Raw genomic sequence first — 25761 nt, 5'->3', positions numbered from 1 at the left:
TACCGTCAGGAGCAGCAGTGAAGCGCAGCAAGACTCTCCGCGAAGCGGACGCCAAGATCGACAGGACGCGTCAGTACGCGCCTCTGGAGGCGATCCGTCTCGCCAAGGAGACCTCCACGAAGAACTTCGACGCGACCGTCGAGGTCGCCATGCGCCTGGGCGTCGACCCGCGCAAGGCCGACCAGATGGTCCGCGGCACCGTCAACCTCCCGCACGGCACCGGTAAGACCGCCCGGGTCCTGGTCTTCGCGACCGGCGACCGTGCTGCGGCGGCGGAGGCCGCGGGGGCCGACATCGTCGGCTCCGACGAGCTCATCGAGGAGGTCGCAGGCGGCCGTCTCGACTTCGACGCCGTCGTCGCCACCCCGGACCTGATGGGCAAGGTCGGCCGCCTCGGCCGCGTGCTCGGTCCGCGTGGTCTGATGCCGAACCCGAAGACCGGCACCGTCACGCCCGACGTGGCCAAGGCCGTGGGCGACATCAAGGGCGGCAAGATCGAGTTCCGCGTCGACAAGCACGCCAACCTGCACTTCATCATCGGCAAGGCGTCCTTCGGCGAGCAGCAGCTCGTCGAGAACTACGCCGCCGCCCTTGAGGAGATCACCAGGCTGAAGCCCGCGGCGGCGAAGGGCCGGTACATCAAGAAGGCCTCCGTCACCACCACGATGGGCCCCGGCATCCCGGTCGACCCGAACCGCACCCGCAACCTCCTCGTCGAGGAGGACCCGGCCGCGGTCTGATCCGCGACCGGCTCGCAGGCGCCCGAAGGCCGGTGCCCGCCCCTCACGGGGCGGGCACCGGCCTTCGCCGTTCCCGGGTGAGGGCGCTTTGCCGTCCCCGGGCGAAAGCGAGAGGGGCGAGAGGTCGCCCGGCGAGGGCTTCCTGCGCGGGCCGTGGAACCCGTCCCGGTGCGTGCTTCGTCTTCTCCGTTGCATAAAGTGCGGATAAGCCGATGAACGGGGCCCGGCCGGGCCCGCCCATACCAAGGGGGAGTCCATGCGGAGGACCAGGATGGCGGCAGCTGCCGCGGGCATCGCACTGATGGCGGGCCTGACGGCGTGCGGCAGCGAGAAGGCGGGCGGCAGCAGCGGGGGCGGCGACGCCAAGGGCGACGGAGGCGGCTCGGCCGTCCAGAACGCCCTGACGGCCCTCAAGAAGGCCTCGACAGCCACCGACAAGCAGAACTCCGCCAAGGTCGAGGGCGTCAACAAGCAGACGTCCCAGGGCAAGTCCATGGAAACCAAGATGGACGGCGCCTTCGACTGGTCCGACGGCGGCATGAAGGGCGAGGCGAACCTGACCATGGCCGCCGGCGCCCAGTCGGCCGAGGCCCGCTACCTGCCCGACGCGATGTACGTCCACCCCACCACCGGAGGCGCTCCCGGCGGCAAGAAGTGGATGAAGTACGACTACGACGCGCTGGCCAAGCAGGGCGGAGCCTCGGGCGCCATGCTCAAGGACCAGATGCAGAACAACAACCCGGCCCGCTCGGTCCAGCTCGTGCTGGCCTCGGGCAAGGTCAAGGCGCTCGGTACCGAGACGGTGCGCGGCAAGAAGACCACGCACTACTCCGGCACGATCTCCGTCTCCGAGCTGACCCGGATGCAGTCGAAGGACCTCTCGGAGAAGGACCTTCAGACGCTGGAGCAGCAGTTCAAGCAGCAGGGGCTGAAGAAGGAGAAGATCGATCTGTGGATCGATGAGAACGACCTGCTGGTCAAGAAGCACGAGGTCGCCAAGAGCACCGACGGCGCCACGGGCATCGACGCCACCAACTACTACACGGACTACGGCACCCCCGTGAACGTGACCGCTCCGCCCGCCGGCGAGACCTCGGACGCCGCCGAGCTGATGAAGAGCGGCGGCGGCCTCAGCTGACCCGGGAGCCCGGGACCGGATTTGCCGGTCCCGGGCTCGTTCGCGTAGTCTCCATACGAAGCCAAAGACCGCTGGTCGTCGTCGTGCACGCACAGAGTGCCGACGGCCGAAGGATCCGCTCGCTGCGGACGACCCGCGCAGGTGACTGAGGAAGAACTCCTGAAGCGCTTGTACGCACGCACTTCGGTCGAGTCCACGCCCCATGCGCCTGCGCTGGGGCGTTTGTTGTGTTCAGCCCCTTCCGAGCGGTCCTCATCACCCGGAAGGAGGCCGAGGCCCATGGCGAGGGAACAGGTCGCTCCCGACAAGATCGCAGCCGTCAACGAGATCACGGACAAGTTCCGTGGCTCCAACGCGGCTGTGGTCACCGCGTACACCGGACTCTCCGTGGCCCAGCTCAAGGAGCTGCGCCGTGCGCTCGGTGACAACGCTCAGTACCGAGTGGTGAAGAACACGCTGACCAAGATCGCGGCCAAGGAGGCCGGGATCAACGAGCTCGACGAGTTCCTGACGGGCTCCTCGGCTGTCGCCTTCGTGACCGGTGACCCGGTCGAGGCGGCGAAGGGTCTTCGTGACTTCGCCAAGGAGAACCCCGCCCTCGTGATCAAGGGCGGCATCGTCGACGGCGCGCTGTACGGCGCCGACGACCTCAAGAAGCTCGCGGACCTCGAGTCCCGCGAGGTGCTGCTCGCCAAGCTGGCCGGTGGCATGAAGGCGTCCATGGCCAAGGCCGCGGCGACCTTCCAGGCCCCGCTCTCGAAGTTCGTCCGCACCGCGGACGCGCTTCGCAGCAAGGTCGAAGAGCAGGGCGGTGCCGACACCACGGCTCCCGCCGAGGCCGAGTCCGAGTAACCGGCGGAGCCGGTCCCCCGCGACAGCGGGTGACCGACCGTAACCGGTGACCGGCCGCACTCGGTCACAGCGGGCCGTAAGCCCGCCGACATATTGATCCGGCACCAGCCGACTGAAGTGGAAGGACCACCAACCATGGCGAAGCTCAGCCAGGACGAACTGCTTGCCCAGTTCGAGGAGATGACCCTCATCGAGCTGTCGGACTTCGTGAAGAAGTTCGAGGAGAAGTTCGACGTCGAGGCCGCCGCCCCGGCCGCCGCCGTCGTCGCCGCCCCGGGTGCCCCGGGCGCCCCGGCCGAGGCCGCTGAGGAGCAGGACGAGTTCGACGTCATCCTGACCGGCGCCGGCGACAAGAAGATCCAGGTCATCAAGGTCGTGCGTGAGCTGACCTCGCTGGGTCTGAAGGAGGCCAAGGAGCTCGTGGACGGCACCCCGAAGCCGGTCCTCGAGAAGGTCGCCAAGGACGCCGCCGACAAGGCCAAGGAGTCCCTCGAGGGCGCCGGCGCCTCCGTCGAGGTCAAGTGACGCTGACCCGATGAGCCACCGGCTCGCGGAGTCATCGCGGTAGACCGCGGGCTACCCCGCGCGGGTAGCTGTGCAGCGAAGGGCGATCACCCAGACGGGTGGTCGCCCTTCGCCGTTGCTGGACGGTCGCGCCCTGGGTGGGCGACGGCGGGTATGGTGATCTTCGTTGCTCCTGGGGGCCTTGACGAACGGCACGCAGCGCGCAATTCTCGGGACGCGTCGTCACATCGATCCGAACTCCGAGGCATGGATCGACGGCGAAGCGGGAAGTGTTGCGGCAGGCACGACGAGCCGCAGCAGAGCACGTCCGCCCTGGCGTATCGAGGCCGCCGGGGACGGGGGCGGAACGAGAAGAACAATCGCAGGAGGTGGAGACCGGGGCGTGAGCCGGTTTCCCGTAATCCTTTCTGGACATCAGTGGGCCTTGTGGCTACACTGACCCTTTGCGCTGCCTATTAGCTGCCCCCTGCCCGTCACCAGGGGCACCGGTATGCGTGTAGAGAGTCCGAGCCCTCGGAAGGACCCCCTCTTGGCCGCCTCGCGCACTGCCTCGACTGCCAATTCGAACAACGGCGCCAGCACTGCCCCGCTGCGTATCTCTTTTGCGAAGATCAAGGAGCCCCTCGAGGTTCCGAACCTTCTCGCGCTCCAGACCGAGAGCTTTGACTGGCTGCTCGGCAACGACGCCTGGAAGGCTCGCGTCGAGGCCGCGCTGGACAGTGGACAGGACGTCCCCACCAAGTCCGGTCTGGAAGAGATCTTCGAGGAGATCTCCCCGATCGAGGACTTCTCCGGGTCGATGTCGCTGACCTTCCGCGATCACCGCTTCGAGCCCCCCAAGAACTCCATCGACGAGTGCAAGGAGCGCGACTTCACCTACGCCGCGCCGCTCTTCGTCACGGCGGAGTTCACCAACAACGAGACCGGTGAGATCAAGTCCCAGACGGTCTTCATGGGCGACTTCCCGCTCATGACCAACAAGGGCACCTTCGTGATCAACGGCACCGAGCGTGTCGTGGTCTCGCAGCTCGTCCGCTCGCCGGGCGTGTACTTCGACTCCTCGATCGACAAGACGTCCGACAAGGACATCTACTCCGCCAAGATCATCCCGTCCCGGGGTGCCTGGCTGGAGATGGAGATCGACAAGCGCGACATGGTCGGTGTCCGTATCGACCGCAAGCGCAAGCAGTCCGTCACCGTGCTGCTCAAGGCGCTCGGCTGGACCACCGAGCAGATCCTGGAGGAGTTCGGCCAGTACGAGTCCATGCGCGCCACCCTGGAGAAGGACCACACCCAGGGCCAGGACGACGCGCTGCTCGACATCTACCGCAAGCTGCGTCCGGGCGAGCCGCCGACGCGCGAGGCCGCGCAGACGCTGCTGGAGAACCTCTACTTCAACCCGAAGCGCTACGACCTGGCCAAGGTCGGCCGGTACAAGATCAACAAGAAGCTCGGCGGTGACGAGCCGCTGGACTCCGGCGTGCTGACCAACGCCGACATCATTGCCACGATCAAGTACCTGGTGAAGCTGCACGCCGGTGAGACCGAGTCGACCTCCGCCGAGGGCGACACGATCGTCATCGAGACCGATGACATCGACCACTTCGGCAACCGCCGTCTGCGCAACGTCGGCGAGCTGATCCAGAACCAGGTCCGCACGGGTCTCGCCCGTATGGAGCGCGTGGTGCGCGAGCGTATGACCACGCAGGACGTCGAGGCGATCACGCCGCAGACGCTGATCAACATCCGGCCGGTCGTCGCCTCCATCAAGGAGTTCTTCGGCACTAGCCAGCTGTCCCAGTTCATGGACCAGACGAACCCGATCTCGGGTCTCACCCACAAGCGCCGCCTGTCGGCGCTGGGCCCGGGTGGTCTGAGCCGTGAGCGGGCCGGCTTCGAGGTCCGTGACGTGCACCCCTCGCACTACGGCCGGATGTGCCCGATCGAGACGCCGGAAGGCCCGAACATCGGTCTGATCGGCTCGCTCGCCTCCTACGGGCGCGTCAACGCGTTCGGCTTCGTCGAGACCCCGTACCGCAAGGTCGTCGACGGCGTCGTCACCGACGAGGTGAACTACCTCACGGCCGACGAGGAAGACCGCTTCGTGATCGCCCAGGCGAACGCGCCCCTCACCGAGGACATGCGGTTCGCCGAGGACCGGGTGCTGATCCGCCGCCGTGGCGGCGAGGTCGACCTGATCCCGGGCGACGACGTGGACTACATGGACGTCTCGCCGCGCCAGATGGTGTCGGTCGCGACCGCCATGATCCCGTTCCTCGAGCACGACGACGCCAACCGCGCGCTGATGGGGTCGAACATGATGCGGCAGGCCGTGCCGCTCATCAAGGCCGAGGCGCCGCTGGTCGGCACCGGCATGGAGTACCGCTGCGCGGTCGACGCCGGTGACGTCATCAAGGCCGAGAAGGACGGTGTCGTCCAGGAGGTCTCCGCCGACTACATCACGGTGGCCAACGACGACGGCACGTACACGACCTACCGCGTCGCCAAGTTCACCCGCTCCAACCAGGGCACCTCCTTCAACCAGAAGGTGCTCGTGGACGAGGGCTCCCGGGTCATCGAGGGCCAGGTGCTGGCCGACGGTCCGTCCACCGACGAAGGTGAGATGGCGCTCGGCAAGAACCTGCTCGTGGCCTTCATGCCGTGGGAGGGCTACAACTACGAGGACGCGATCATCCTCAGCCAGCGGCTGGTGCAGGACGACGTCCTCTCCTCGATCCACATCGAGGAGCACGAGGTCGACGCCCGTGACACCAAGCTCGGCCCCGAGGAGATCACCCGGGACATCCCGAACGTCTCCGAGGAGGTCCTGGCCGACCTCGACGAGCGCGGCATCATCCGGATCGGCGCCGAGGTCGAGGCGGGCGACATCCTCGTCGGCAAGGTCACCCCGAAGGGTGAGACCGAGCTGACCCCCGAGGAGCGGCTGCTGCGCGCGATCTTCGGTGAGAAGGCGCGCGAGGTCCGTGACACCTCGCTGAAGGTGCCGCACGGCGAGACCGGCAAGGTCATCGGTGTCCGCGTCTTCGACCGCGAGGAGGGCGACGAGCTGCCTCCGGGCGTCAACCAGCTGGTGCGCGTCTACGTCGCGCAGAAGCGCAAGATCACCGACGGTGACAAGCTCGCTGGCCGGCACGGCAACAAGGGCGTCATCTCGAAGATCCTGCCGGTCGAGGACATGCCGTTCCTGGAGGACGGCACCCCGGTCGACGTGATCCTCAACCCGCTGGGTGTCCCCTCCCGGATGAACCCCGGCCAGGTCCTGGAGATCCACCTGGGCTGGCTGGCCTCCCAGGGCTGGAAGGTCGAGGGCTCCGAGGAGTGGATGCAGCGCCTCCAGGCGATCGGCGCGGACGATGTGGCGCCGCGTACCAACGTGGCGACGCCGGTCTTCGACGGCGCCCGTGAGGACGAGATCGCCGGTCTGTTCGAGGCCACGCTGCCCAACCGGGACGGCGACCGCATGGTCCAGCCCTCCGGCAAGGCGCAGCTGTTCGACGGCCGCTCCGGCGAGCCGTTCCCGGACCCGATCTCGGTCGGGTACATGTACATCCTCAAGCTGCACCACCTGGTCGACGACAAGCTGCACGCTCGCTCGACCGGTCCGTACTCCATGATCACCCAGCAGCCGCTGGGTGGTAAGGCCCAGTTCGGTGGCCAGCGCTTCGGTGAGATGGAGGTGTGGGCCCTGGAGGCGTACGGCGCCGCGTACGCACTGCAGGAGCTGCTCACCATCAAGTCCGACGACGTCACCGGCCGCGTGAAGGTCTACGAGGCCATCGTCAAGGGCGAGAACATCCCCGAGCCGGGCATCCCCGAGTCCTTCAAGGTGCTCATCAAGGAGATGCAGTCGCTCTGCCTCAACGTCGAGGTGCTGTCCTCGGACGGCATGTCGATCGAGATGCGTGACACCGACGAGGACGTCTTCCGCGCGGCGGAGGAGCTCGGAATCGACCTGTCCCGGCGCGAGCCGAGCAGCGTCGAAGAGGTCTGACGGAGTCGGCCGGGGCGCGCGCCCCGCGTCCCGGCCCTCCCCGCGACCCGTTCAGACCATTGACATACGACCCTGAGAGGGATTGACGAGAGTGCTCGACGTCAACTTCTTCGACGAACTGCGAATTGGCCTTGCCACCGCTGACGACATCCGTCAGTGGTCGCACGGCGAGGTCAAGAAGCCGGAGACCATCAACTACCGCACCCTCAAGCCCGAGAAGGACGGACTCTTCTGCGAGAAGATCTTCGGTCCGACCCGGGACTGGGAGTGCTACTGCGGCAAGTACAAGCGCGTCCGCTTCAAGGGCATCATCTGTGAGCGCTGCGGCGTCGAGGTGACCCGCGCCAAGGTGCGCCGTGAGCGGATGGGCCACATCGAGCTTGCCGCTCCCGTGACCCACATCTGGTACTTCAAGGGTGTTCCCTCCCGGCTGGGCTACCTGCTCGACCTGGCGCCCAAGGACCTGGAGAAGGTCATCTACTTCGCGGCGTACATGATCACGTACGTCGACGAGGAGCGCCGCACCCGCGACCTGCCCTCCCTGGAGGCGCACGTCGGTGTGGAGCGCCAGCAGATCGAGCAGCGCCGTGACGCCGACCTCGAGGCCCGCGCCAAGAAGCAGGAGAGCGACCTGGCCGAGCTGGAGGCCGAGGGCGCCAAGGCTGACGTGCGCCGCAAGGTGCGCGAGGGTGCCGAGCGCGAGATGAAGCAGATCCGTGACCGCGCCCAGCGTGAGCTGGACCGGCTGGACGAGGTCTGGAACCGCTTCAAGAACCTCAAGGTGCAGGACCTGGAGGGCGACGAGCTGCTCTACCGCGAGCTGCGCGACCGCTTCGGGACCTACTTCGACGGCTCCATGGGCGCTGCCGCGCTGCAGAAGCGCCTGGAGACCTTCGACCTGGAGGAGGAGGCCGAGCGGCTCCGCGAGGTCATCCGTACCGGCAAGGGCCAGAAGAAGACCCGTGCGCTGAAGCGGCTCAAGGTCGTCTCCGCGTTCCTCCAGACCAGCAACAGCCCCAAGGGCATGGTGCTGGACTGCGTGCCGGTGATCCCGCCGGACCTGCGTCCGATGGTGCAGCTGGACGGTGGCCGCTTCGCGACCTCCGACCTGAACGACCTGTACCGCCGGGTCATCAACCGCAACAACCGCCTGAAGCGGCTTCTCGACCTCGGCGCGCCCGAGATCATCGTCAACAACGAGAAGCGGATGCTCCAGGAGGCCGTCGACGCGCTGTTCGACAACGGCCGCCGCGGTCGTCCGGTCACCGGTCCCGGTAACCGTCCGCTGAAGTCCCTCAGCGACATGCTGAAGGGCAAGCAGGGCCGCTTCCGGCAGAACCTGCTGGGTAAGCGCGTCGACTACTCGGCCCGTTCCGTGATCGTCGTCGGCCCGCAGCTCAAGCTGCACCAGTGCGGTCTGCCCAAGGCGATGGCGCTGGAGCTGTTCAAGCCGTTCGTGATGAAGCGGCTGGTGGACCTCAACCACGCGCAGAACATCAAGAGCGCCAAGCGCATGGTCGAGCGCGGCCGTACGGTCGTCTACGACGTGCTGGAAGAGGTCATCGCGGAGCACCCGGTGCTGCTCAACCGCGCACCGACGCTGCACCGCCTCGGCATCCAGGCCTTCGAGCCGCAGCTGGTCGAGGGCAAGGCCATTCAGATCCACCCGCTCGTGTGCACCGCGTTCAACGCGGACTTCGACGGTGACCAGATGGCCGTGCACCTGCCGCTGTCCGCTGAGGCGCAGGCCGAGGCCCGCATCCTGATGCTGTCCTCGAACAACATCCTCAAGCCGGCCGACGGCCGGCCGGTGACGATGCCGACGCAGGACATGGTCCTGGGTCTGTTCTTCCTCACCACGGACGAGGAGCAGCGCGTCACCAAGGGCGACGGCCGCTCGTTCAACTCCACCGCGGAAGCGATCATGGCGTTCGACGCCGGGGAGCTGTCGCTCCAGGCGAAGATCGACATCCGTTTCCCGGCCGGCACCACTCCGCCGCTGGGCTGGACCCCGCCGGCGCCGGAGGAGGGCGAGCCCGAGTGGCAGCCCGGCGACCCGTTCCGGCTGCGGACCTCCCTGGGCCGTGCGCTCTTCAATGAGCTGCTGCCCGAGGAGTACCCGTACGTCGACTACACGGTGGGCAAGAAGCAGCTCTCCCAGATCGTCAACGACCTGGCCGAGCGCTACCCCAAGGTCGTCGTCGCCTCGGCGCTCGACAACCTGAAGTCGGCCGGTTACTACTGGGCGACCCGTTCGGGTGTCACCATCGCGATCACGGACGTCGTCGTCCCGGACGCCAAGCCGGCGATCATCGCCGGCTGGGAGGCCCAGGACGAGAAGGTCCAGAAGCAGTACGAGCGCGGTCTGATCACCAAGGACGAGCGCACCCAGGAGCTCATCGCCATTTGGACCAAGGCGACCAACGAGGTCTCCGAGGCGATGAACGACAACTTCCCGAAGACGAACCCGATCTTCATGATGGTGGACTCGGGCGCCCGAGGGAACATGATGCAGATGCGTCAGATCGCCGGTATGCGCGGTCTGGTGTCGAACGCGAAGAACGAGACCATCCCGCGGCCGATCAAGGCGTCGTTCCGTGAGGGTCTCTCCGTGCTGGAGTACTTCATCTCCACGCACGGTGCCCGTAAGGGTCTCGCCGACACCGCCCTGCGTACCGCGGACTCGGGTTACCTCACCCGTCGTCTGGTCGACGTCTCGCAGGATGTGATCATCCGCGAGGAGGACTGCGGCACCGACCGCGGCCTCAAGCTGCGGATCGCCTCCAAGGGCGAGGACGGCGTGCTGCGCAAGGCGGAGGACGTCGAGACCAGCGTGTACGCGCGCTGCCTCGCCGAGGACATCGTCGTGGACGGCATGGTGCTGGCCCCGGCCGGTACCGACCTGGGCGATGTGCTCATCGACGAGCTGGTCCGGCACGGTGTGGAGACCGTCAAGACGCGGTCGATCCTCACCTGCGAGTCGCACGTGGGCACCTGCGCCATGTGCTACGGCCGCTCGCTGGCCACCGGCAAGCTGGTCGACATCGGCGAGGCCGTCGGCATCATCGCCGCCCAGTCGATCGGTGAGCCCGGCACCCAGCTGACGATGCGTACCTTCCACACCGGTGGTGTGGCCGGTGACGACATCACCCAGGGTCTGCCGCGTGTGGTCGAGCTGTTCGAGGCCCGTACGCCCAAGGGCGTCGCGCCGATCTCCGAGTCGGCGGGCCGGGTCCGGATCGAGGAGACGGAGAAGACCAAGAAGGTCATCGTCACCCCCGACGACGGCTCGGACGAGACCTCCTACAGCGTCTCCAAGCGCGCCCGGCTGCTGGTGGGCGAGGGCGACCACGTCGCCGTCGGCCAGAAGCTGACCGTCGGTACGGAGAACCCGCACGACGTGCTCCGTATCCTCGGCCAGCGCGCAGTGCAGGTGCACCTGGTGGGCGAGGTCCAGAAGGTCTACAACTCGCAGGGCGTGTCGATCCACGACAAGCACATCGAGATCATCATCCGGCAGATGCTGCGCCGTGTGACGATCATCGAGTCCGGCGACGCCGAGCTGCTGCCGGGCGAGCTGGTGGAGCGCACCAAGTTCGAGTCGGAGAACCGGCGCGTGGTGCAGGAGGGCGGCCACCCGGCCTCCGGCCGTCCGCAGCTGATGGGCATCACCAAGGCGTCGCTGGCCACCGAGTCGTGGCTGTCGGCGGCGTCCTTCCAGGAGACGACCAGGGTCCTGACCGACGCGGCGATCAACGCCAAGTCGGACTCCCTGATCGGCCTCAAGGAGAACGTCATCATCGGTAAGCTCATCCCGGCCGGTACGGGCCTGTCCCGCTACCGCAACATCCGGGTCGAGCCCACCGAGGAGGCGAAGGCCGCGATGTACTCGGCCGTCGGTTACGACGACATCGACTACTCGCCCTTCGGCACGGGCTCCGGCCAGGCCGTTCCGCTGGAGGACTACGACTACGGGCCGTACAACGCCTGAGGTCGCCGCAACACGCCCACGGGGCGGTCACCCGACACGGGTGGCCGCCCCGCGGCCGTATCGGCGGGTATCCGTACGGCGTGAACCAGCCAAAGGCCGCCTGCGTCATGGATGATGGAGGGGACGGCAAGCGAGCTGGGAGGTGGGGGCCGGTGGCGTTCGGACCGTGGAATCCTGGAGGTGCCCCGAGCCAGGGACACAAGCCTGGTCTTGTCCCGGGCCAGAGTCAGCAGAGTTCTGGCGGGCTCCCGACCCAGGGGCAGCAGAGTCCTGGCGGGGTCCCGATCCAGAGTCAGCAGCAGGTCGGTTCGATGCGGGCGTCGCACACGGACCGGGAGCGGGCGATCGACGTTCTGAAGGCCGGCTTCAGCGAGGGGCGGCTGGGTCAGGAGGAGTACGAGCAGCGGCTGGCGCGCGCGTCGCAGGCGCAGACGTACGCGGAGCTGAGCGTGCTCATCGCGGATCTGCCGCAGGGGCCGGTGCCCGTGCCGGCGCCGCAGCCCTCCTATCCGTCCGTGCCGACCACGTTCCTGCCCACGCCTCCGCCGCGTACCAACGGCACCGCGATCGGGGCGCTGGTCTGCGGTGTTCTGACGCCGATGTACGGGGTGACGGCGATCCCCGCGGTGATTCTCGGGCACAAGGCGAAGGCGGAGATCCGCCGGACAGGGGAGCAGGGAGACGGCCTGGCCACGGCGGGTCTGGTACTGGGCTGGCTGGCCATCGGTGCCGTCCTGGCGATCATCTTCGGAGTGCTCGTGGCAACGAGCTGACGTAGCTTGTGGCGGACCTGTCGGCGGGCCGAACACGAGCGCTCTCGCGTGCCCTTCTTCTCGCAGGTCGGGGGCGCTATGGTGGCCGGTCCATTTGTTTTGACCCCAGCCGATGAGGTAGGTACCCTCAGTCTCTGTGCCTGGGGTGTCCCCTGCGCTGTTGTCCCCCGCAGATGCGGTCCCGCAAATGCGGTGACGGTGCGCGCAGCTTGAGACACCGGAATCTGCATGCTTCTCACCATGGAGAAGTCTTCCGCCCTCAGCGGAGATCGCAGTCTTCGACACACCCGACCTCGTGGGTCGGGTATGGCCCGGGTTAGCTTTACCGAGACTGGCACACAGAAACCGGAGAAACGGTGCCTACGATCCAGCAGCTGGTCCGCAAGGGCCGGCAGGACAAGGTCGAGAAGAACAAGACGCCCGCACTCGAGGGTTCGCCCCAGCGTCGAGGCGTCTGCACGCGCGTGTTCACGACCACCCCGAAGAAGCCGAACTCGGCCCTGCGCAAGGTCGCCCGTGTGCGCCTGACCAGCGGGATCGAGGTGACCGCCTACATTCCGGGTGAGGGTCACAACTTGCAGGAGCACTCCATCGTGCTCGTGCGCGGTGGCCGTGTGAAGGACCTGCCGGGTGTTCGCTACAAGATCATCCGCGGCTCCCTCGACACGCAGGGCGTCAAGAACCGCAAGCAGGCTCGCAGCCGCTACGGCGCCAAGAAGGAGAAGTAAGAATGCCTCGTAAGGGCCCCGCCCCGAAGCGCCCGGTCATCATCGACCCGGTCTACGGCTCTCCTCTGGTGACCTCCCTCATCAACAAGGTGCTGCTGAACGGCAAGCGCTCCACCGCCGAGCGCATCGTCTACGGCGCCATGGAGGGGCTGCGCGAGAAGACCGGCAACGACCCGGTCATCACGCTCAAGCGCGCCCTGGAGAACGTCAAGCCGACTCTCGAGGTCCGCTCCCGCCGCGTCGGTGGCGCCACCTACCAGGTTCCGGTCGAGGTCCGCCCCGGCCGTTCCTCCACTCTCGCGCTGCGCTGGATCGTGGGGTACTCCCGCGCCCGCCGCGAGAAGACCATGACCGAGCGTCTGATGAACGAGCTGCTCGACGCCTCCAACGGGCTCGGCGCCGCCGTGAAGAAGCGCGAGGACACGCACAAGATGGCCGAGTCCAACAAGGCCTTCGCGCACTACCGCTGGTAGTCGCTACCCCCATCGAGACCGAGAGAAGACTGAAGCCTTATGGCTACCACTTCACTTGACCTTGCCAAGGTCCGCAACATCGGGATCATGGCGCACATCGACGCGGGCAAGACGACGACCACCGAGCGGATCCTCTTCTACACCGGTCGCAGCTACAAGATCGGTGAGGTCCACGACGGCGCTGCCACGATGGACTGGATGGAGCAGGAGCAGGAGCGCGGCATCACGATCACGTCCGCCGCGACGACCACTCACTGGCCGCTCAACGGCGTCGACTACACCATCAACATCATCGACACCCCGGGCCACGTCGACTTCACCGTCGAGGTGGAGCGTGCGCTGCGCGTGCTCGACGGTGCCGTGACGGTGTTCGACGGTGTCGCCGGTGTGGAGCCGCAGTCCGAGACGGTGTGGCGGCAGGCCGACCGCTACGGCGTTCCGCGCATCTGCTTCGTCAACAAGCTCGACCGTACCGGCGCGGAGTTCCACCGCTGCGTCGACATGATCAGCGACCGCCTCGGCGCGGTCCCGCTGGTCATGCAGCTGCCGATCGGCACCGAGGCGGACTTCAAGGGCGTCGTCGACCTGGTGTCGATGAAGGCCCTCGTCTGGTCGCCCGAGGCCAAGATGGGCGAGATGTACGACACCGTCGACATCCCGGACACCCACGCCGAGGCGGCCGAGGAGTGGCGCGGCAAGCTGCTCGAGGCCGTCGCGGAGAACGACGAAGAGATGATGGAGCTGTACCTGGAGGGCCAGGAGCCCTCCGAGGAGCAGCTCATCGCGGCGATCCGCCGGGTCACCCTCGCCTCCACCGGCGGCGAGGGCAGCCTCACGGTGACGCCGGTCTTCTGTGGCACCGCGTTCAAGAACAAGGGTGTGCAGCCGCTGCTCGACGCGATCGCGCGGTACCTGCCCTCCCCGCTGGACGTCGAGGCCATCGAGGGCCAGTCCCCGAAGGACGCCGAAGAGGTCATCAAGCGTCGTCCCTCCGAGGAGGAGCCGATGTCGGCGCTGGCCTTCAAGATCGCCAGCGACCCGCACCTCGGCAAGCTGACCTTCCTGCGCGTCTACTCCGGCCGCCTGCACACCGGCACCCAGGTGCTGAACTCGGTGAAGGGCCGCAAGGAGCGCATCGGCAAGATCTACCGGATGCACGCGAACAAGCGTGAGGAGATCGACTCGGTGGGTGCCGGCGACATCGTCGCCGTCATGGGTCTCAAGCAGACCACCACCGGCGAGACCCTCTGCGACGCGAGCAACCCGGTGATCCTGGAGTCGATGGACTTCCCGGCCCCGGTCATCGAGGTCGCCATCGAGCCCAAGTCGAAGGGCGACCAGGAGAAGCTGGGCGTCGCGATCCAGCGGCTGGCCGAGGAGGACCCGTCCTTCCAGGTCAAGACGAACGAGGACACCGGCCAGACGATCATCGCGGGCATGGGCGAGCTGCACCTGGACGTGCTGGTCGACCGCATGAAGCGCGAGTTCAAGGTCGAGGCCAACGTCGGTAAGCCGCAGGTGGCCTACCGCGAGTCGCTCCGCAAGAAGGTCGAGAAGGTCGACTACACCCACAAGAAGCAGACCGGTGGTTCCGGTCAGTTCGCGAAGGTGCAGATCGACGTCGAGCCGCTCGAGGGCGACGGCTACGAGTTCGTCAACCAGGTCACCGGTGGCCGTATCCCGCGGGAGTACATCCCGTCCGTGGACGCGGGCTGTCAGGAGGCCATGGAGTTCGGCGTGCTGGCGGGCTACCCGCTGACCGGTGTCCGCGTGACGCTGCTCGACGGTGCCTACCACGACGTCGACTCCTCCGAGATGGCGTTCAAGATCGCCGGTTCCATGGCGTTCAAGGAGGCCGCCCGGAGGGCGAGCCCGGCTCTGCTGGAGCCGCTGATGAAGGTCGAGGTGACGACGCCCGAGGACTACATGGGCGAAGTGATCGGCGACATCAACTCGCGGCGTGGCCAGGTCCAGTCGATGGAGGACCGCGGCAACGCGAAGCTCGTCACCGGTCTGGTACCGCTGTCGGAGATGTTCGGCTACGTCGGAGACCTGCGCAGCAAGACCTCCGGCCGTGCCACGTACTCCATGCAGTTCGACTCCTACGGTGAGGTTCCCAAGAACGTCGCCGAGGAGGTCATCGCGAAGGCCAGGGGCGAGTAAGACACTCGCTCAGGGGTGAGTGATCCACTCACCCGGGGGCGAGTAGGACACCCGTGCTCACCCCTTAGGCTGGAGCAAAAGGCATTCGGGGCACTCCGGTACAGATCGCTCGGTCATCGATGCGGACTGTGCCGGGGTCGCCCCGGCCGCCGGCCCACCCAAGCGAACAGGTCAAGGGCATCCCCCTCGGGGTCCTGACCGGTTCGGTACGACCACCTGAACCCCTCCGCAAAATGTGGAGGGTGTACAGCACCAGTCCACAGGAGGACCCCAGTGGCGAAGGCGAAGTTCGAGCGGACTAAGCCGCACGTCAACATCGGCACCATCGGTCACATCGACCACGGCAAGACCACTCTTACCGCGGCGATTACCAAGGTGCTGCACGACGCGTACCCGGACCTGAACGAGGCTTCGGCTTTCGAGAACATCGACAAGGCTCCCGAGGAGCGCCAGCGCGGTATCACCATCTCCATCGCGCACGTCGAGTACCAGACGGAGAACCGTCACTACGCCCACGTCGACTGCCCGGGTCACGCGGACTACATCAAGAACATGATCACCGGTGCCGCGCAGATGGACGGCGCCATCCTCGTGGTCGCCGCCACCGACGGCCCGATGCCGCAGACCAAGGAGCACGTGCTCCTGGCCCGCCAGGTCGGCGTTCCGTACATCGTCGTCGCCCTGAACAAGGCCGACATGGTGGACGACGAGGAGATCATGGAGCTCGTCGAGCTCGAGGTCCGTGAGCTGCTCTCCGAGTACGAGTTCCCGGGCGACGAGGTTCCGGTCGTCAAGGTCTCCGCGCTCAAGGCCCTCGAGGGCGACAAGGAGTGGGGTGACTCCGTCGTCAAGCTGATGCAGGCTGTCGACGAGGCCATCCCCTCGCCGGAGCGTGACACCGACAAGCCGTTCCTCATGCCGATCGAGGACGTCTTCACCATCACCGGTCGCGGTACGGTCGTCACCGGCCGTATCGAGCGCGGTGTGCTGAAGGTCAACGAGAACGTCGACATCATCGGCATCAAGGAGACGAAGACCTCGACCACCGTCACCGGTATCGAGATGTTCCGCAAGCTCCTTGACGAGGGCCAGGCCGGTGAGAACGTCGGTCTGCTGCTCCGCGGCATCAAGCGCGAGGACGTCGAGCGCGGCCAGGTCATCATCAAGCCGGGCTCGGTCACCCCGCACACGGAGTTCGAGGCGCAGGCGTACATCCTGTCGAAGGACGAGGGCGGCCGCCACACCCCGTTCTTCAACAACTACCGCCCGCAGTTCTACTTCCGTACCACCGACGTGACCGGCGTGGTGACCCTCCCCGAGGGCACCGAGATGGTCATGCCGGGCGACAACACCGAGATGAGCGTCCAGCTCATCCAGCCCGTCGCCATGGAAGAGGGCCTCAAGTTCGCCATCCGCGAGGGTGGCCGGACCGTGGGCGCCGGCCAGGTCACCAAGATCATCAAGTGACCTTGCGCGGCTAGCGCTCTTCAGCCTCGGCTGAGAAGAGGGCCCGTACGGCAGCTGCCGTACGGGCCCTCTTCGTGTGCGCACTTCTGATGCGCGGCCGTCACTCGTACGATGGACGGGTCGGCGCGCACCCCTGGCTGATGGGGGCGCGACCCTACTTTCACAACGGAGTGACGCCGTGCTGCGCACCATGTTCAAGTCCAAGATCCACCGGGCCACGGTGACCCAGGCCGACCTGCACTATGTGGGCTCGGTGACGATCGACGCCGAGCTGATGGCGGCAGCGGATCTGTTGCCGGGCGAGCTGGTCCATATCGTCGACATCACCAACGGCGCCCGGCTGGAGACGTACGTCATCGAGGGCGAGCCGGGATCGGGCGTCATCGGCATCAACGGCGCGGCTGCGCATCTCGTCCACCCCGGGGACCTGGTGATTCTGATCAGCTATGCGCAGGTGGACGACGCGGAGGCGCGCTCGATGCGGCCGCGCGTGGTGCATGTGGACGCGGCGAATCGGGTGGTGGGCGTCGGCGCCGACGCGGGGGAGCCGGTGCCGGGAGCGACCGATATGGCGCGGAGCCCGCAGGCGGTGGCGTCGCGCTGATCACGTCCGGTCGGCTGATCACGTCCGGTCGAGGGCCGCACGGGCGCGGAGCGCCGTCACGGCGGCCGTCGGGTCCTCGGCGTAGCAGCGGAAGACGCGGGCCTGGGCGGGCTTGCCCAGCGCGCGGACGAAGGCGACGGGCTGCGTCAGTTCCACGGTGACCGTCGTCTGACCGCCTACCCCGAGGTCCGCGGCGCCGTCCGCGCCGACGGCCGCCAGCGTACTGTCCGGGAAGCGCCGCTCGACGCGGGCCGAGGCCAGCAGACCGGCGGGGATACGGATGTCCAGCAGCGCCCCGTACCGCAGCCGCAGCCCGCCGTCGGCGTCGATGACGTGCGGGCGCACGACGCAGGAAGCGTGCAGGGCGATGACGAAGTACACGCCCCACAGGTCGAGGACGAGGGTGACGGCGTGCACCACCGGCCAGGGGATCAGATACGCGAGAGCCACCGTCTCGACGACGCAGACGAAGAGGAAGCCGTACATGGTGGCCGTCTGCCCCGAGGCGTACGGCACCGCCAGCTGACCCTCGCGCTCGCGTACGCCGTGCGGCCCGCGCCGGGTGACCCAGCGCAGAAAGCTGGTGGAGAGCCTGACCTCGTGGGCGCTGAGCGCACGCACGGGCGCCGGGACCGTGTCCGCGACGGCGGCAAGGAGGGCCGCACGCCGGTCGAGGCCGTCGCGCCGGTGGCGGAGGTGGTCCAGGGCCAGCAGCAGGCCCGCCGCCACGGCTGCCGCGAGCACCGCCAGTTCGACGGCGAGTCGCACGGGCGGGGGGATGCGCACCCCGCCTGCCAGGCAGAGGATCAGCACCAGTTCGCCGGGCAGCATCGCGCCGAGCGACCACCGCACCGCCCGGCGCAGTCCTCGCAGCCTGGTCATCGGTCCTGCTCCTCGCAGAGCAGCTGTATGACGCGGCGTACGGTCGCGGCCTGCGCCGGCGAGAACTCCGCGAGCAGCGCCTCGGCGAAGCCGCCGCTGTCGGGCGCCGCGTCCTGGTCGGCGGGGGGTGTCATCGCCCGCCTGGCCGCTTCCGGAAGGCTGTCGACGACGGCTCGCGCGGTCTGCTCCACCCGAGGGTCGTCCTCGGCCGCTTCCGCCAGTTGATCGAGCTGGGCGTAGACCGCGTAGGCCCGCGCCATGGCTTCGGGGTCGGAGCTGAGTGCGTGCAGCAGGCCGTCCAGCCAGTCGCGGTTCCCGCCGCCGGAGCCGGAGTCCAGCAGGGTCAGCAGCTCGCGCTCCTTCGCGGCCATCGCGGGCTCGGGACCGGGCAGCCGGGTGGAGAACCGCGCCATATCGTCGAAGAGCGTGGCGAGCGCGGGCGAGACCGGCGCCTCTGCGGGCAGCCTGCCGTCCTCCTCCGCCTGCCGCAGCAGCTGCGCCAGGCGCTCGCGCCGCTGCCGGATGGCCTCCTCCTGCTGCCGCAGATCCGCGTCCAACTCGGTGAGCACCTCGGCCAGTTCCTTGCCGGCGTCCTCAGCCAGTACGTCGCGGACCTCGTCGAGGCTCAGCCCCAGCTCCGTGAGGCGGCGGACGCGGGCCAGCTCGACGGCGTCGCGCAGCGTGTACTCGCGGTAACCGTTGGGCTGCCGCGCCGGCTCGGGCAGCAGACCGATCCGGTGGTAGTGCCGTACGGCACGTGTGGTGACGCCGACGATGCGGGCGAGCTCTCCGATGCGCATGCCGCCAGTAGAAACGTTGTCGTCGCGACAAGGTCAAGCGGCCGCTGCGCGGGGATCCTCAGCGAGGCGCGTCTATCGGAACGGCGGATACCAGTCCCTCGGTAGTCCCTGGATTTTTTCGATTTCCCCGACTTCCTCGTTCACGATGCGGAACGAGGAATACGTCGCAGGGTAGTTCACAGCAGATGTGGAGTGCTCCTGGCTGACCACGACCAACTCTGCTTCTTCCCCTGATCCGCGCCGCCGCAGGTAGGAGCGGAAGCCGATGGACGGGTCGTGCAGGACGTCTGTGATTTCCTGTGAGGGCGCACCCTCCCGGAAGCTGATCTGCCAGACGGTTTCCCATTCGCCGGTGTCCAGTTCTCGGTATTCCCCCCACTCGGTTTTGCGTAGAAAATCCGCCGAGTACGGGTTTTCCTGGCTCATCCGCCAGGAGTGATCGGGCCCAGCCATTGTATTTCCCTGTTCAGGTCGGAGAATGCATCGGGGTGGAATATCGTCTCCGGTGGGACGCCTTCGCCTATCTCTCTCACCGTTACATGCCCTTGGGAAACCAGCCGCTGGTACGTCTCCTCGGGTATGCGGGCGATGAGGACGCTGGATGGGGAGTCGGAACTCTTCCGCAGTCCCCACTCATAGGCCGACTGGAAACCAGGATGCGTCGGCCCGTCCACTTCGTGCGCGTAGAAGTGCCCCGGCCTGGCCAGCGAGCCGCCACTGGTCGAGACGCGGCCGGCGTCCTGGCTGAGGCCGTTGGCCTTGATGTCCTCGGCGAAACGCAGTGAGGTTCCGTGCGCGAAGTCACGATACGGCCCGAGTCCGAGCGGGTCGGCCCATGAGTGCGGATTCGTGACGTACGTCGCCGTGTTGGGTGCGGGATCGAGGCCCAACGGGTCCGGCGTCAGATAGCGGGCTGTGGCCGGGTCGTAGTGGCGGAAGCAGTTGTAGTGGAGGCCGGTTTCGGGGTCGTAGTACTGGCCGGGGAAACGGAGCGGGGTGTAGGCGGTGCTGTCGGAACGCCAGGCGGTGGTGCCCCAGAGAGTGGAGCGGGTGCGCCAGGCGATGGCGCCGGACTCGTCCACCAACTCGGTCGGGGTTCCCACCAGATCGGTGACTATCGCGTAGAAGCGAGAATCGATTTCCTGCTGGGTTGTTTCGCTGGTTATGCGTTCTGTTTGGGCGAGTGGCACGAAGCCCTGGTGGTCCCAGGTGAGAGTTACCGGGTGGCGGAGGCCCGGGGCGGTTGTGGTTTGTTCCACGAGGGTGTGGCCGTCCCACGTGAATGTGGTGGTTTCGGCCGGCTGCCGGCCCTCTTCCGCCATACGGTGTTTCGCCGTGCGGCGGCCCAGGGGGTCGTACTCGTAACGCCAGACCGTTCCGTCGGGTGTGATGACCTGGGTGAGGCGGTCTTCCGCGTCCCAGGTGTAGCGCCAGTTTTCGGGTTTCTTCGACAGGCGGGATTTCTGGCGGAGGGTGATGCGGCCGGCTTCATCGTGTTCGTAGCGCACCCGGCCCGCGGTGGTGATGGTGGTGCCGGTGTAGGTGCGGGGGCCGATTGCCTCCGGGGCCGCGTGGGTGGTGGGCCAGTGGGCTTCGGTCTGGTTGCCTGCTTCGTCGTAGGCGTAGCGCTCGGTCCAGCCGCGCGCGTGGACGGCTGTGACGCGGCCCGTCGAGTCCAGGTCGAAGGTGGTGCGGCCGGAGAGCAGGTCGTCGATGCCGGTGAGGTGGCCGTCCGGGCGGTAGGTGTACTCCCGGTGCTGGATCGTGTCCTGGCCGGTCAGGGACTGGGTTCGCAGTCGGCCTGCGGGGTCCCTGACCTGCGCCAGCGCGAGCCCTCCGGCGCCGATGCGGCGTTCCGTTTCGCGGCCTGCCGCGTCATGGGAGAAGACCACCGTGTGGCCCGACGCCGTCAGCGCTGTGCGGTTGCCGACCGCGTCGTACTCGCTCGTGGAGATCGCCCCCGAGGGGGTCACACGGCGGATGCTGCGGCCGAGGGCGTCATAGGTGTGTGTGAGCGCGCGGCCGTCGACCAGTTCCGTCTTGATCCGGCCGAGCTTGTCGCGTTGGTAGCGGAGCTCGGCGTCCGGACCGACGGCCTCCACCAGTCGGCCCGCGGCGTCGTACGTGTATGTCGTGACCTTGCCCGCCGCATCCTTGCGTGTCGTGCGGCCCAGCGCGTCGCGTTCGAAGGTGATCTCCTCACCCAGAGGGGTGACCCGCCGCCGCAACTGGCCTGCCGCATCGAGCTCGTATCGCTGCGTACGGTTGTCGAAGTCGGTCTCCGCGACCAGGCGGCCTGCGGGATCGTAGGCGTAATCCCAGGTCAGGCCCTGCGGGTTGGTGACGCGGGTCAGGCGGAGCTCCGCGTCGTACGCGAACTCGTAGCGCACTCCGTCCGGGCCGGTGCGAGCCTCCAGCATGTCGAAGTGGGTGTACTCGTACCGCGTTTCGCCGCCTGCCGGGTCGATATAGCGGACGCAGTTCCCCTCGCCGTCCCACTCCCAGCGCTCCGTCGCGCCGTCGGGCGCCGTGCGGGAGGAGAGGTGGCCTTCGACCGTCCAGGTCAGCTTCGTCTCGGCACCGAGCGGGTCCGTCAGCCGGACCGGGCGGCCGAACGCGTCACGCTCGTAGCGCGTCACCCCGCCCAGTGGATCGGTGATCTCCACCGGGAGTCCGGCCGCATCGCAGCGGACCCGTGTTGTGGCGCCCAACGCGTCCGTCACCGCCGTCAGATGGCCCTGGCCGTCGTACGTGTAGCGCGTCGTGTGACCTGCGGGGTCGGTGAGGGCGGTGCGGTTGCCGTGTTCGTCCCACTCCTGGCGCCACACCGCACCGTCGGGGTCCGTGGTGACGGTCGGCAGACCCAGGCCGTTGCGCTCGATGGTGAGCATCGTGCCGTCGGGACGGTGCACCGTGGCCAACTGGCCCGCCTCGTCGTAGGTGAACGACGTACGCCGGCCCAGCGCGTCCGCGTGGGAGACAGGCCGGTTGCAGGAGTCCCGCGCCGTGCGCGTGCGGTGGCCGAGCGGGTCGATCTCCCCGACCGGCTGACCCTGTTCATTGAACAGATGCCGGGTCGCGTGCCCGGCCGCCGTTGTCACCGTCGTGACGCTGTGGCCCGTTGCCTCGTCGACGCCGTCGTAGTCGATACGGATCTGCATATGGCCCGCGGTGCCGCCTTCGGCGATGACGCGGTGCAGGTTGTCGTAGACGTAGTCGTAGCGGCGGTCGTTGGTGTCGGTCCAGGAGGTGACGCGGTTGTCGTCGTCGTATTCGAAGTGGAGGGGGAGGCCGGAGGAGTTGGTGACGGCGGTGAGGTTTCCGTCGGTGTAGGTGTAGCGCATGACCGTCTGGTCGGTATGTGTTCCATGTGTGCCATGCGCCCCGGCGAGGGCCAGTGCTGTGATGCGGTTGTTCTCGACGGTCAGCTTCACCATGTAGCCGCCGCTGTGGACCAAGCGGGCGGGGGCGCCGGTGTGCTGGTCGTATTCGAAGGTGATGCTGTGGCCGTTGCGGTCGGTGATCTGTTCGAGCCGGGCGGTCCCGTTCCCGGAGGCGCCGCTGTGTGGGGGAGTGAAGTGGCGCACCTGCCCGGTGTCGGGGTCGGTGAGCGTGTAGCCGCCGTCCGGTGTGCGCTCCAGCGGCATACGGGCCGAGCCGGCCGTCGGCAGGGTGGGGACGCCGGGTGCGGGGTGTGGGTAGGACAGCAGGCGGCCATCCTCCGCGATGAAGACGACGCCCTCCGGGTCGATCTCCAGCCGCTGGTCAACCGTTGAGGCCCAGGTCGGCCCGAACCAGTGGCCCAGCCGGTAGCCGGATTCCACATGGCGGCTGAAGGTGAGGGGGAGTGAGCCGGGCAGCTCCAGGTCCGTCTGTTCCAGGAACATGAGCCCTGTCGCCAGGTCGACGGGGTCGGTGCCGTTCGCACACCTCTGGAACGGGAGAGTGGCCGACGGCTGCGCGCCCTTTGCCGTGAGGGCGTTGCGTGCGTCGGCGGCTTCCTTGGCGAGTTTGCCAGCGCGGCCGGCTTTGGTTGCCATGCCGAGGCCTTTGGTGCCGAGGAGTTCGGGCAGGAGGCGGCCGATCCCTTCTGAGGGGTCCTTCTTGAAGGTCTCCCACATCTGTTTGCCGGTGCCGACGGGATCGTTGGCGACGCGGACGAGACCAGTGACCGTCGAGTTGAGGTTGGTGACGTACTCGGCCGGGTGGGTGATGTTGTACGGGTCGAGCGGGTTGACGCCCCTCACAAAGTTGTTGAGCCCGGCCAGCCCTTTGACCACGCCGCCGCCGAGGTGGGTGGCATCCAGCTGGAGACCCTGGAGACCGTCACCGGCCTGGTCCCAGTAGTCCGGCTTGGGCGGAGCGGCATCGCGCGCTGCCTTGACGGCCGTCTGGGCGATACCCGCAGCCGTATTCCGCTGGGAGCGGGCGCGGGAGAGCTGTTCTTCGGCTTCGTCTTTCTTGTCGTCCTTGTATTTGGCCACCGCCTCGCGGGCCTGGGACTGGGCTCGTTCGACGGTGTGGGCGAAGTCCTCCAGCGCCCCGGCGGCCTTCTCACAGGCATCGGCGGCCTTGGTCCACTTGGCCGGCTCCAGGCCGACCTTCTCCCAGAACGCGTCCGCCGCCTTCCCCTTCAGCGTGCCTTTGGGAAGCTTCTTGAGGCCGTTGGCGACGTTGTCGAACGCGGTCTGGAAGTCCTTCAGATGCTTCGCGGTGGAGCGGATCTTGCTCGGGCTGCCGAAGATCAGCTTGGTGGGGTCGTCGGTCTCATCCAGCTGGAACTCTGCGGTCTCGGCACCCATGGCGTTGGCCGCCGAGCGGGACTTGTCCCGCGTCCAGTCGGCGCCGCTCTCCCAGCCGATGTCGTCCATCCGGTCGGCGGTCCAGTTCCCGCCGCCCTCGACCAGGTCGCCCGCGCCCTCGACGAGGTCCTCGCCCTTGTCCTCGATGGAGTCGGGTACGAAATCCCGCCAGCCCATCAGCCCTCACCCCCCTGGCCTGCCTGGCCCTGCTGCTGTTGCTGCGCGGCTGCGCGTTCCTCAGGGGAGGGGCCGAAGGCCCTGTCCCGTCCGGCCTCGATCTGCTCGTCTGTGAGGCCGGTGGCGTCCTGGGCCATGTCCATGTACATCCCGCCGCGGCCCTTGGTGGTCAGCTCCCGCCCGGTGTCCTGCCAGTCCTGCTTGATGTCCTGGCCCGCCTTCTCCCAGGACTCCCCACTCCAGTCCGGCGCATCCGGCATCAGAATGTCGCCATAGCCCTGCTTGGCGACCTCCTCCTCGGTCGCGTGCGGGTTACCGGTGTAGGAGACGGAGTTCAGGGCGACCTTCATCGTTCCCGCCCGGTACTGGTCCTCCTCGTGCGCCATCCCCGCCGACAGCCCCAGCCGCTCCGCCAGCCCGCTGGCGTTCTGCACCAAGGCGCGTACGCCCCACTCCCACTTCTCGCAGAAGTCCTCAAAATCCGTCGCCAACCCGGGATGCCCCATCTCCATCCCGGACAGCGACAGCCCCCCGAAACCCGCACCCTGCAACGACGACGTCGCCGAGCTGCCCGACTGCTTCAGCTCATCGATGGCGCCCTTGAGCCCCTTTTCGATCAGGTTGAGGGACTCTTTGTTCCAGTTGACGCCGTCGCCCTTGTCGTCACCCATCAGGCGCCCTCCCCGCTACCGGCGCCGACGGCCACCTCGTCCGGCACGATCCCCGGCACAGGCGGAAAGAGCATGGAGCCGTCCTCATCCGCGATGTCGACGGCCACACCCGTCGGCCCATCGAGTGCGGGGATGACGGCGTCCAGCAGCCGGGCACCCAGCACCGACGCGTACTCCCACGGCTCACCCGCGGCGCCCCCACCGCTCTCCCGGGCGAACCGCGCCAGCGCCCCCTCATCCGTGAACGCGAGAATCCAGCGCACCCCACCCAAGCTGCGCGTCAGCAGCTGATCGGCATCCGGCCCCAGAGTCGGCACCAATACCGCCGCCCGCCGGAACTCACCCAGCAACGCACCGGGATCCCCGGTCCCAGCGCGCATCGCAGCGATCTCCTCCGGAAGCTCCATCTCCGGTCCCCCCTCGTCCCCCGACGTTCGTTAACCCTCTTCACTGAATCAGGGTCCGGGACGGCCACGCAACGCCATACCTGCACAGCGGTTAGTGACCTTCCCCGCATTCGTGCACGTCAAGGGATGCGCCTGTGACACTGGGGCAGTCCGTGCGCGTGAGCGGCGAGTGTGCTAGTGGCCCGATTGGCGACTGCTCTCACCTCTATGGCACACTGTCCAGGTTGCTCGGTTGAGTGCCGATGCTGCGCGCCTCCCGCCGGGAGGACTGGAAGCGAGTCCCAGGTATTCGTCGTCCCTCATCAGGGACGGAAGTACGGGAATCTTCCGGGAAGCGTAGGAGGGGCTTCCAGCCAGGCACCCGGTGGGTTTCCTCCCCCGGCTCCCCTCTCACGGAACCCCTGAGGTCCGCGAGCCCCAGGGTTCGCGAAGGCCCCCAGGGGCGTATTCCTGCGGATCCGTACGAGAAGGAAGCCGACACGCCCGACCGCGTGGGTCGAGCGAAGGGTTGGGACCCATGGGTTCCAGAGCGTTACGAGAGACAGGACTACGAAGT

At 67.6% G+C, this 25761-nt stretch carries 18 protein-coding genes; 12 read left to right on the top strand and 6 right to left on the bottom strand.

All coding sequences use genetic code 11. The features are described from left to right. The first annotated feature begins 17 nt into the window (after positions 1–17). The 12 genes from rplA (at position 18) to panD (ending at position 17466) form a co-directional block, all read left to right on the top strand. Positions 18–740 (top strand): 50S ribosomal protein L1, encoded by a 723-nt coding sequence (rplA, locus tag ACQEU8_RS14735; protein WP_433100667.1) that lies wholly within the window; start codon positions 18–20, stop codon positions 738–740. Between the two features lie 256 nt (positions 741–996). Continuing rightward, positions 997–1878 carry a hypothetical protein gene (locus ACQEU8_RS14730; RefSeq protein ID WP_433100665.1) on the top strand — a complete coding sequence of 294 codons (882 nt, stop codon included), beginning with the start codon at positions 997–999 and terminating at the stop codon, positions 1876–1878. 279 nt (positions 1879–2157) lie between these two features. Continuing rightward, a complete protein-coding gene (gene rplJ / locus ACQEU8_RS14725; protein ID WP_433100663.1) occupies positions 2158–2730 on the top strand; it encodes a 50S ribosomal protein L10 in 573 nt (190 codons plus the stop codon). 135 nt (positions 2731–2865) lie between these two features. Continuing rightward, positions 2866–3255 carry a 50S ribosomal protein L7/L12 gene (rplL, locus tag ACQEU8_RS14720; RefSeq protein WP_433100661.1) on the top strand — a complete coding sequence of 130 codons (390 nt, stop codon included), beginning with the start codon at positions 2866–2868 and terminating at the stop codon, positions 3253–3255. 529 nt (positions 3256–3784) lie between these two features. After that, positions 3785–7267 carry a DNA-directed RNA polymerase subunit beta gene (gene rpoB / locus ACQEU8_RS14715; RefSeq protein WP_433100659.1) on the top strand — a complete coding sequence of 1161 codons (3483 nt, stop codon included), beginning with the start codon at positions 3785–3787 and terminating at the stop codon, positions 7265–7267. A gap of 91 nt (positions 7268–7358) precedes the next feature. After that, on the top strand, positions 7359–11258 hold the full coding sequence (locus ACQEU8_RS14710) for a DNA-directed RNA polymerase subunit beta' (protein WP_433102393.1): 3900 nt from the start codon (positions 7359–7361) through the stop codon (positions 11256–11258). 311 nt (positions 11259–11569) lie between these two features. After that, positions 11570–12031, top strand: a complete 462-nt coding sequence (locus ACQEU8_RS14705; protein ID WP_433100657.1) for a DUF1707 and DUF4190 domain-containing protein — start codon at positions 11570–11572, stop codon at positions 12029–12031. 356 nt (positions 12032–12387) lie between these two features. Continuing rightward, complete coding sequence (rpsL, locus tag ACQEU8_RS14700) at positions 12388–12759, top strand: 30S ribosomal protein S12 (RefSeq protein WP_003948652.1); 372 nt, start codon at positions 12388–12390, stop codon at positions 12757–12759. Positions 12760–12761: 2 nt separating this feature from the next. Next, positions 12762–13232, top strand: a complete 471-nt coding sequence (gene rpsG, locus ACQEU8_RS14695) for a 30S ribosomal protein S7 (RefSeq protein ID WP_019354980.1) — start codon at positions 12762–12764, stop codon at positions 13230–13232. Positions 13233–13271: 39 nt separating this feature from the next. Further along, positions 13272–15395: an elongation factor G gene (fusA, locus tag ACQEU8_RS14690; RefSeq protein ID WP_433100654.1), complete on the top strand. Its 2124-nt coding sequence runs from the start codon at positions 13272–13274 to the stop codon at positions 15393–15395. A gap of 273 nt (positions 15396–15668) precedes the next feature. After that, a complete protein-coding gene (gene tuf, locus ACQEU8_RS14685; protein WP_433100652.1) occupies positions 15669–16862 on the top strand; it encodes an elongation factor Tu in 1194 nt (397 codons plus the stop codon). Positions 16863–17040: 178 nt separating this feature from the next. Further along, positions 17041–17466 (top strand): aspartate 1-decarboxylase, encoded by a 426-nt coding sequence (gene panD / locus ACQEU8_RS14680; RefSeq protein WP_433100650.1) that lies wholly within the window; start codon positions 17041–17043, stop codon positions 17464–17466. A gap of 18 nt (positions 17467–17484) precedes the next feature. On the opposite strand, the gene ACQEU8_RS14675 is transcribed toward panD, so the two are convergent. The 6 genes from ACQEU8_RS14675 to ACQEU8_RS14650 form a co-directional block, all read right to left on the bottom strand. After that, positions 17485–18348 carry a hypothetical protein gene (locus ACQEU8_RS14675; RefSeq protein WP_433100648.1) on the bottom strand — a complete coding sequence of 288 codons (864 nt, stop codon included), beginning with the start codon at positions 18346–18348 and terminating at the stop codon, positions 17485–17487. Further along, positions 18345–19148 (bottom strand): MerR family transcriptional regulator, encoded by an 804-nt coding sequence (locus tag ACQEU8_RS14670; RefSeq protein ID WP_433100646.1) that lies wholly within the window; start codon positions 19146–19148, stop codon positions 18345–18347. Before ACQEU8_RS14670 ends, ACQEU8_RS14675 begins: the two co-directional genes overlap by 4 nt. A 72-nt stretch (positions 19149–19220) precedes the next feature. Continuing rightward, a complete protein-coding gene (locus ACQEU8_RS14665; RefSeq protein WP_433100644.1) occupies positions 19221–19574 on the bottom strand; it encodes a hypothetical protein in 354 nt (117 codons plus the stop codon). Then, the gene (locus tag ACQEU8_RS14660) at positions 19571–24127 is read right to left on the bottom strand and encodes a putative T7SS-secreted protein (RefSeq protein WP_433100642.1); all 4557 of its coding nucleotides are present in this window, start codon (positions 24125–24127) and stop codon (positions 19571–19573) included. Before ACQEU8_RS14660 ends, ACQEU8_RS14665 begins: the two co-directional genes overlap by 4 nt. Further along, positions 24127–24798: a hypothetical protein gene (locus ACQEU8_RS14655; protein ID WP_433100640.1), complete on the bottom strand. Its 672-nt coding sequence runs from the start codon at positions 24796–24798 to the stop codon at positions 24127–24129. Before ACQEU8_RS14655 ends, ACQEU8_RS14660 begins: the two co-directional genes overlap by 1 nt. Continuing rightward, complete coding sequence (locus tag ACQEU8_RS14650; RefSeq protein ID WP_433100638.1) at positions 24798–25205, bottom strand: hypothetical protein; 408 nt, start codon at positions 25203–25205, stop codon at positions 24798–24800. The genes ACQEU8_RS14655 and ACQEU8_RS14650 overlap by 1 nt, the downstream gene beginning before the upstream one ends. Positions 25206–25761: the final 556 nt, after the last annotated feature.

It is taken from the genome of Streptomyces sp. CA-250714 (genome assembly GCF_050936705.1).
Classification (GTDB): Bacteria; Actinomycetota; Actinomycetes; order Streptomycetales; family Streptomycetaceae; genus Streptomyces.
This window is presented reverse-complemented; position numbering and strand designations above follow the sequence as displayed.

What these genes read in the sequence shown, in the direction of transcription:
- rplL (WP_433100661.1), top strand. Translation starts at nt 2,866, where the DNA reads ATGGCGAAGCTCAGCCAGGACGAACTGCTTGCCCAGTTCGAGGAGATG.
- ACQEU8_RS14655 (WP_433100640.1), bottom strand. Translation starts at nt 24,798, where the DNA reads ATGGGTGACGACAAGGGCGACGGCGTCAACTGGAACAAAGAGTCCCTC.
- ACQEU8_RS14670 (WP_433100646.1), bottom strand. Translation starts at nt 19,148, where the DNA reads ATGCGCATCGGAGAGCTCGCCCGCATCGTCGGCGTCACCACACGTGCC.
- ACQEU8_RS14705 (WP_433100657.1), top strand. Translation starts at nt 11,570, where the DNA reads ATGCGGGCGTCGCACACGGACCGGGAGCGGGCGATCGACGTTCTGAAG.
- ACQEU8_RS14730 (WP_433100665.1), top strand. Translation starts at nt 997, where the DNA reads ATGCGGAGGACCAGGATGGCGGCAGCTGCCGCGGGCATCGCACTGATG.
- ACQEU8_RS14650 (WP_433100638.1), bottom strand. Translation starts at nt 25,205, where the DNA reads ATGGAGCTTCCGGAGGAGATCGCTGCGATGCGCGCTGGGACCGGGGAT.
- rplJ (WP_433100663.1), top strand. Translation starts at nt 2,158, where the DNA reads ATGGCGAGGGAACAGGTCGCTCCCGACAAGATCGCAGCCGTCAACGAG.
- ACQEU8_RS14660 (WP_433100642.1), bottom strand. Translation starts at nt 24,127, where the DNA reads ATGGGCTGGCGGGATTTCGTACCCGACTCCATCGAGGACAAGGGCGAG.
- ACQEU8_RS14665 (WP_433100644.1), bottom strand. Translation starts at nt 19,574, where the DNA reads ATGAGCCAGGAAAACCCGTACTCGGCGGATTTTCTACGCAAAACCGAG.
- fusA (WP_433100654.1), top strand. Translation starts at nt 13,272, where the DNA reads ATGGCTACCACTTCACTTGACCTTGCCAAGGTCCGCAACATCGGGATC.
- rpsG (WP_019354980.1), top strand. Translation starts at nt 12,762, where the DNA reads ATGCCTCGTAAGGGCCCCGCCCCGAAGCGCCCGGTCATCATCGACCCG.
- ACQEU8_RS14675 (WP_433100648.1), bottom strand. Translation starts at nt 18,348, where the DNA reads ATGACCAGGCTGCGAGGACTGCGCCGGGCGGTGCGGTGGTCGCTCGGC.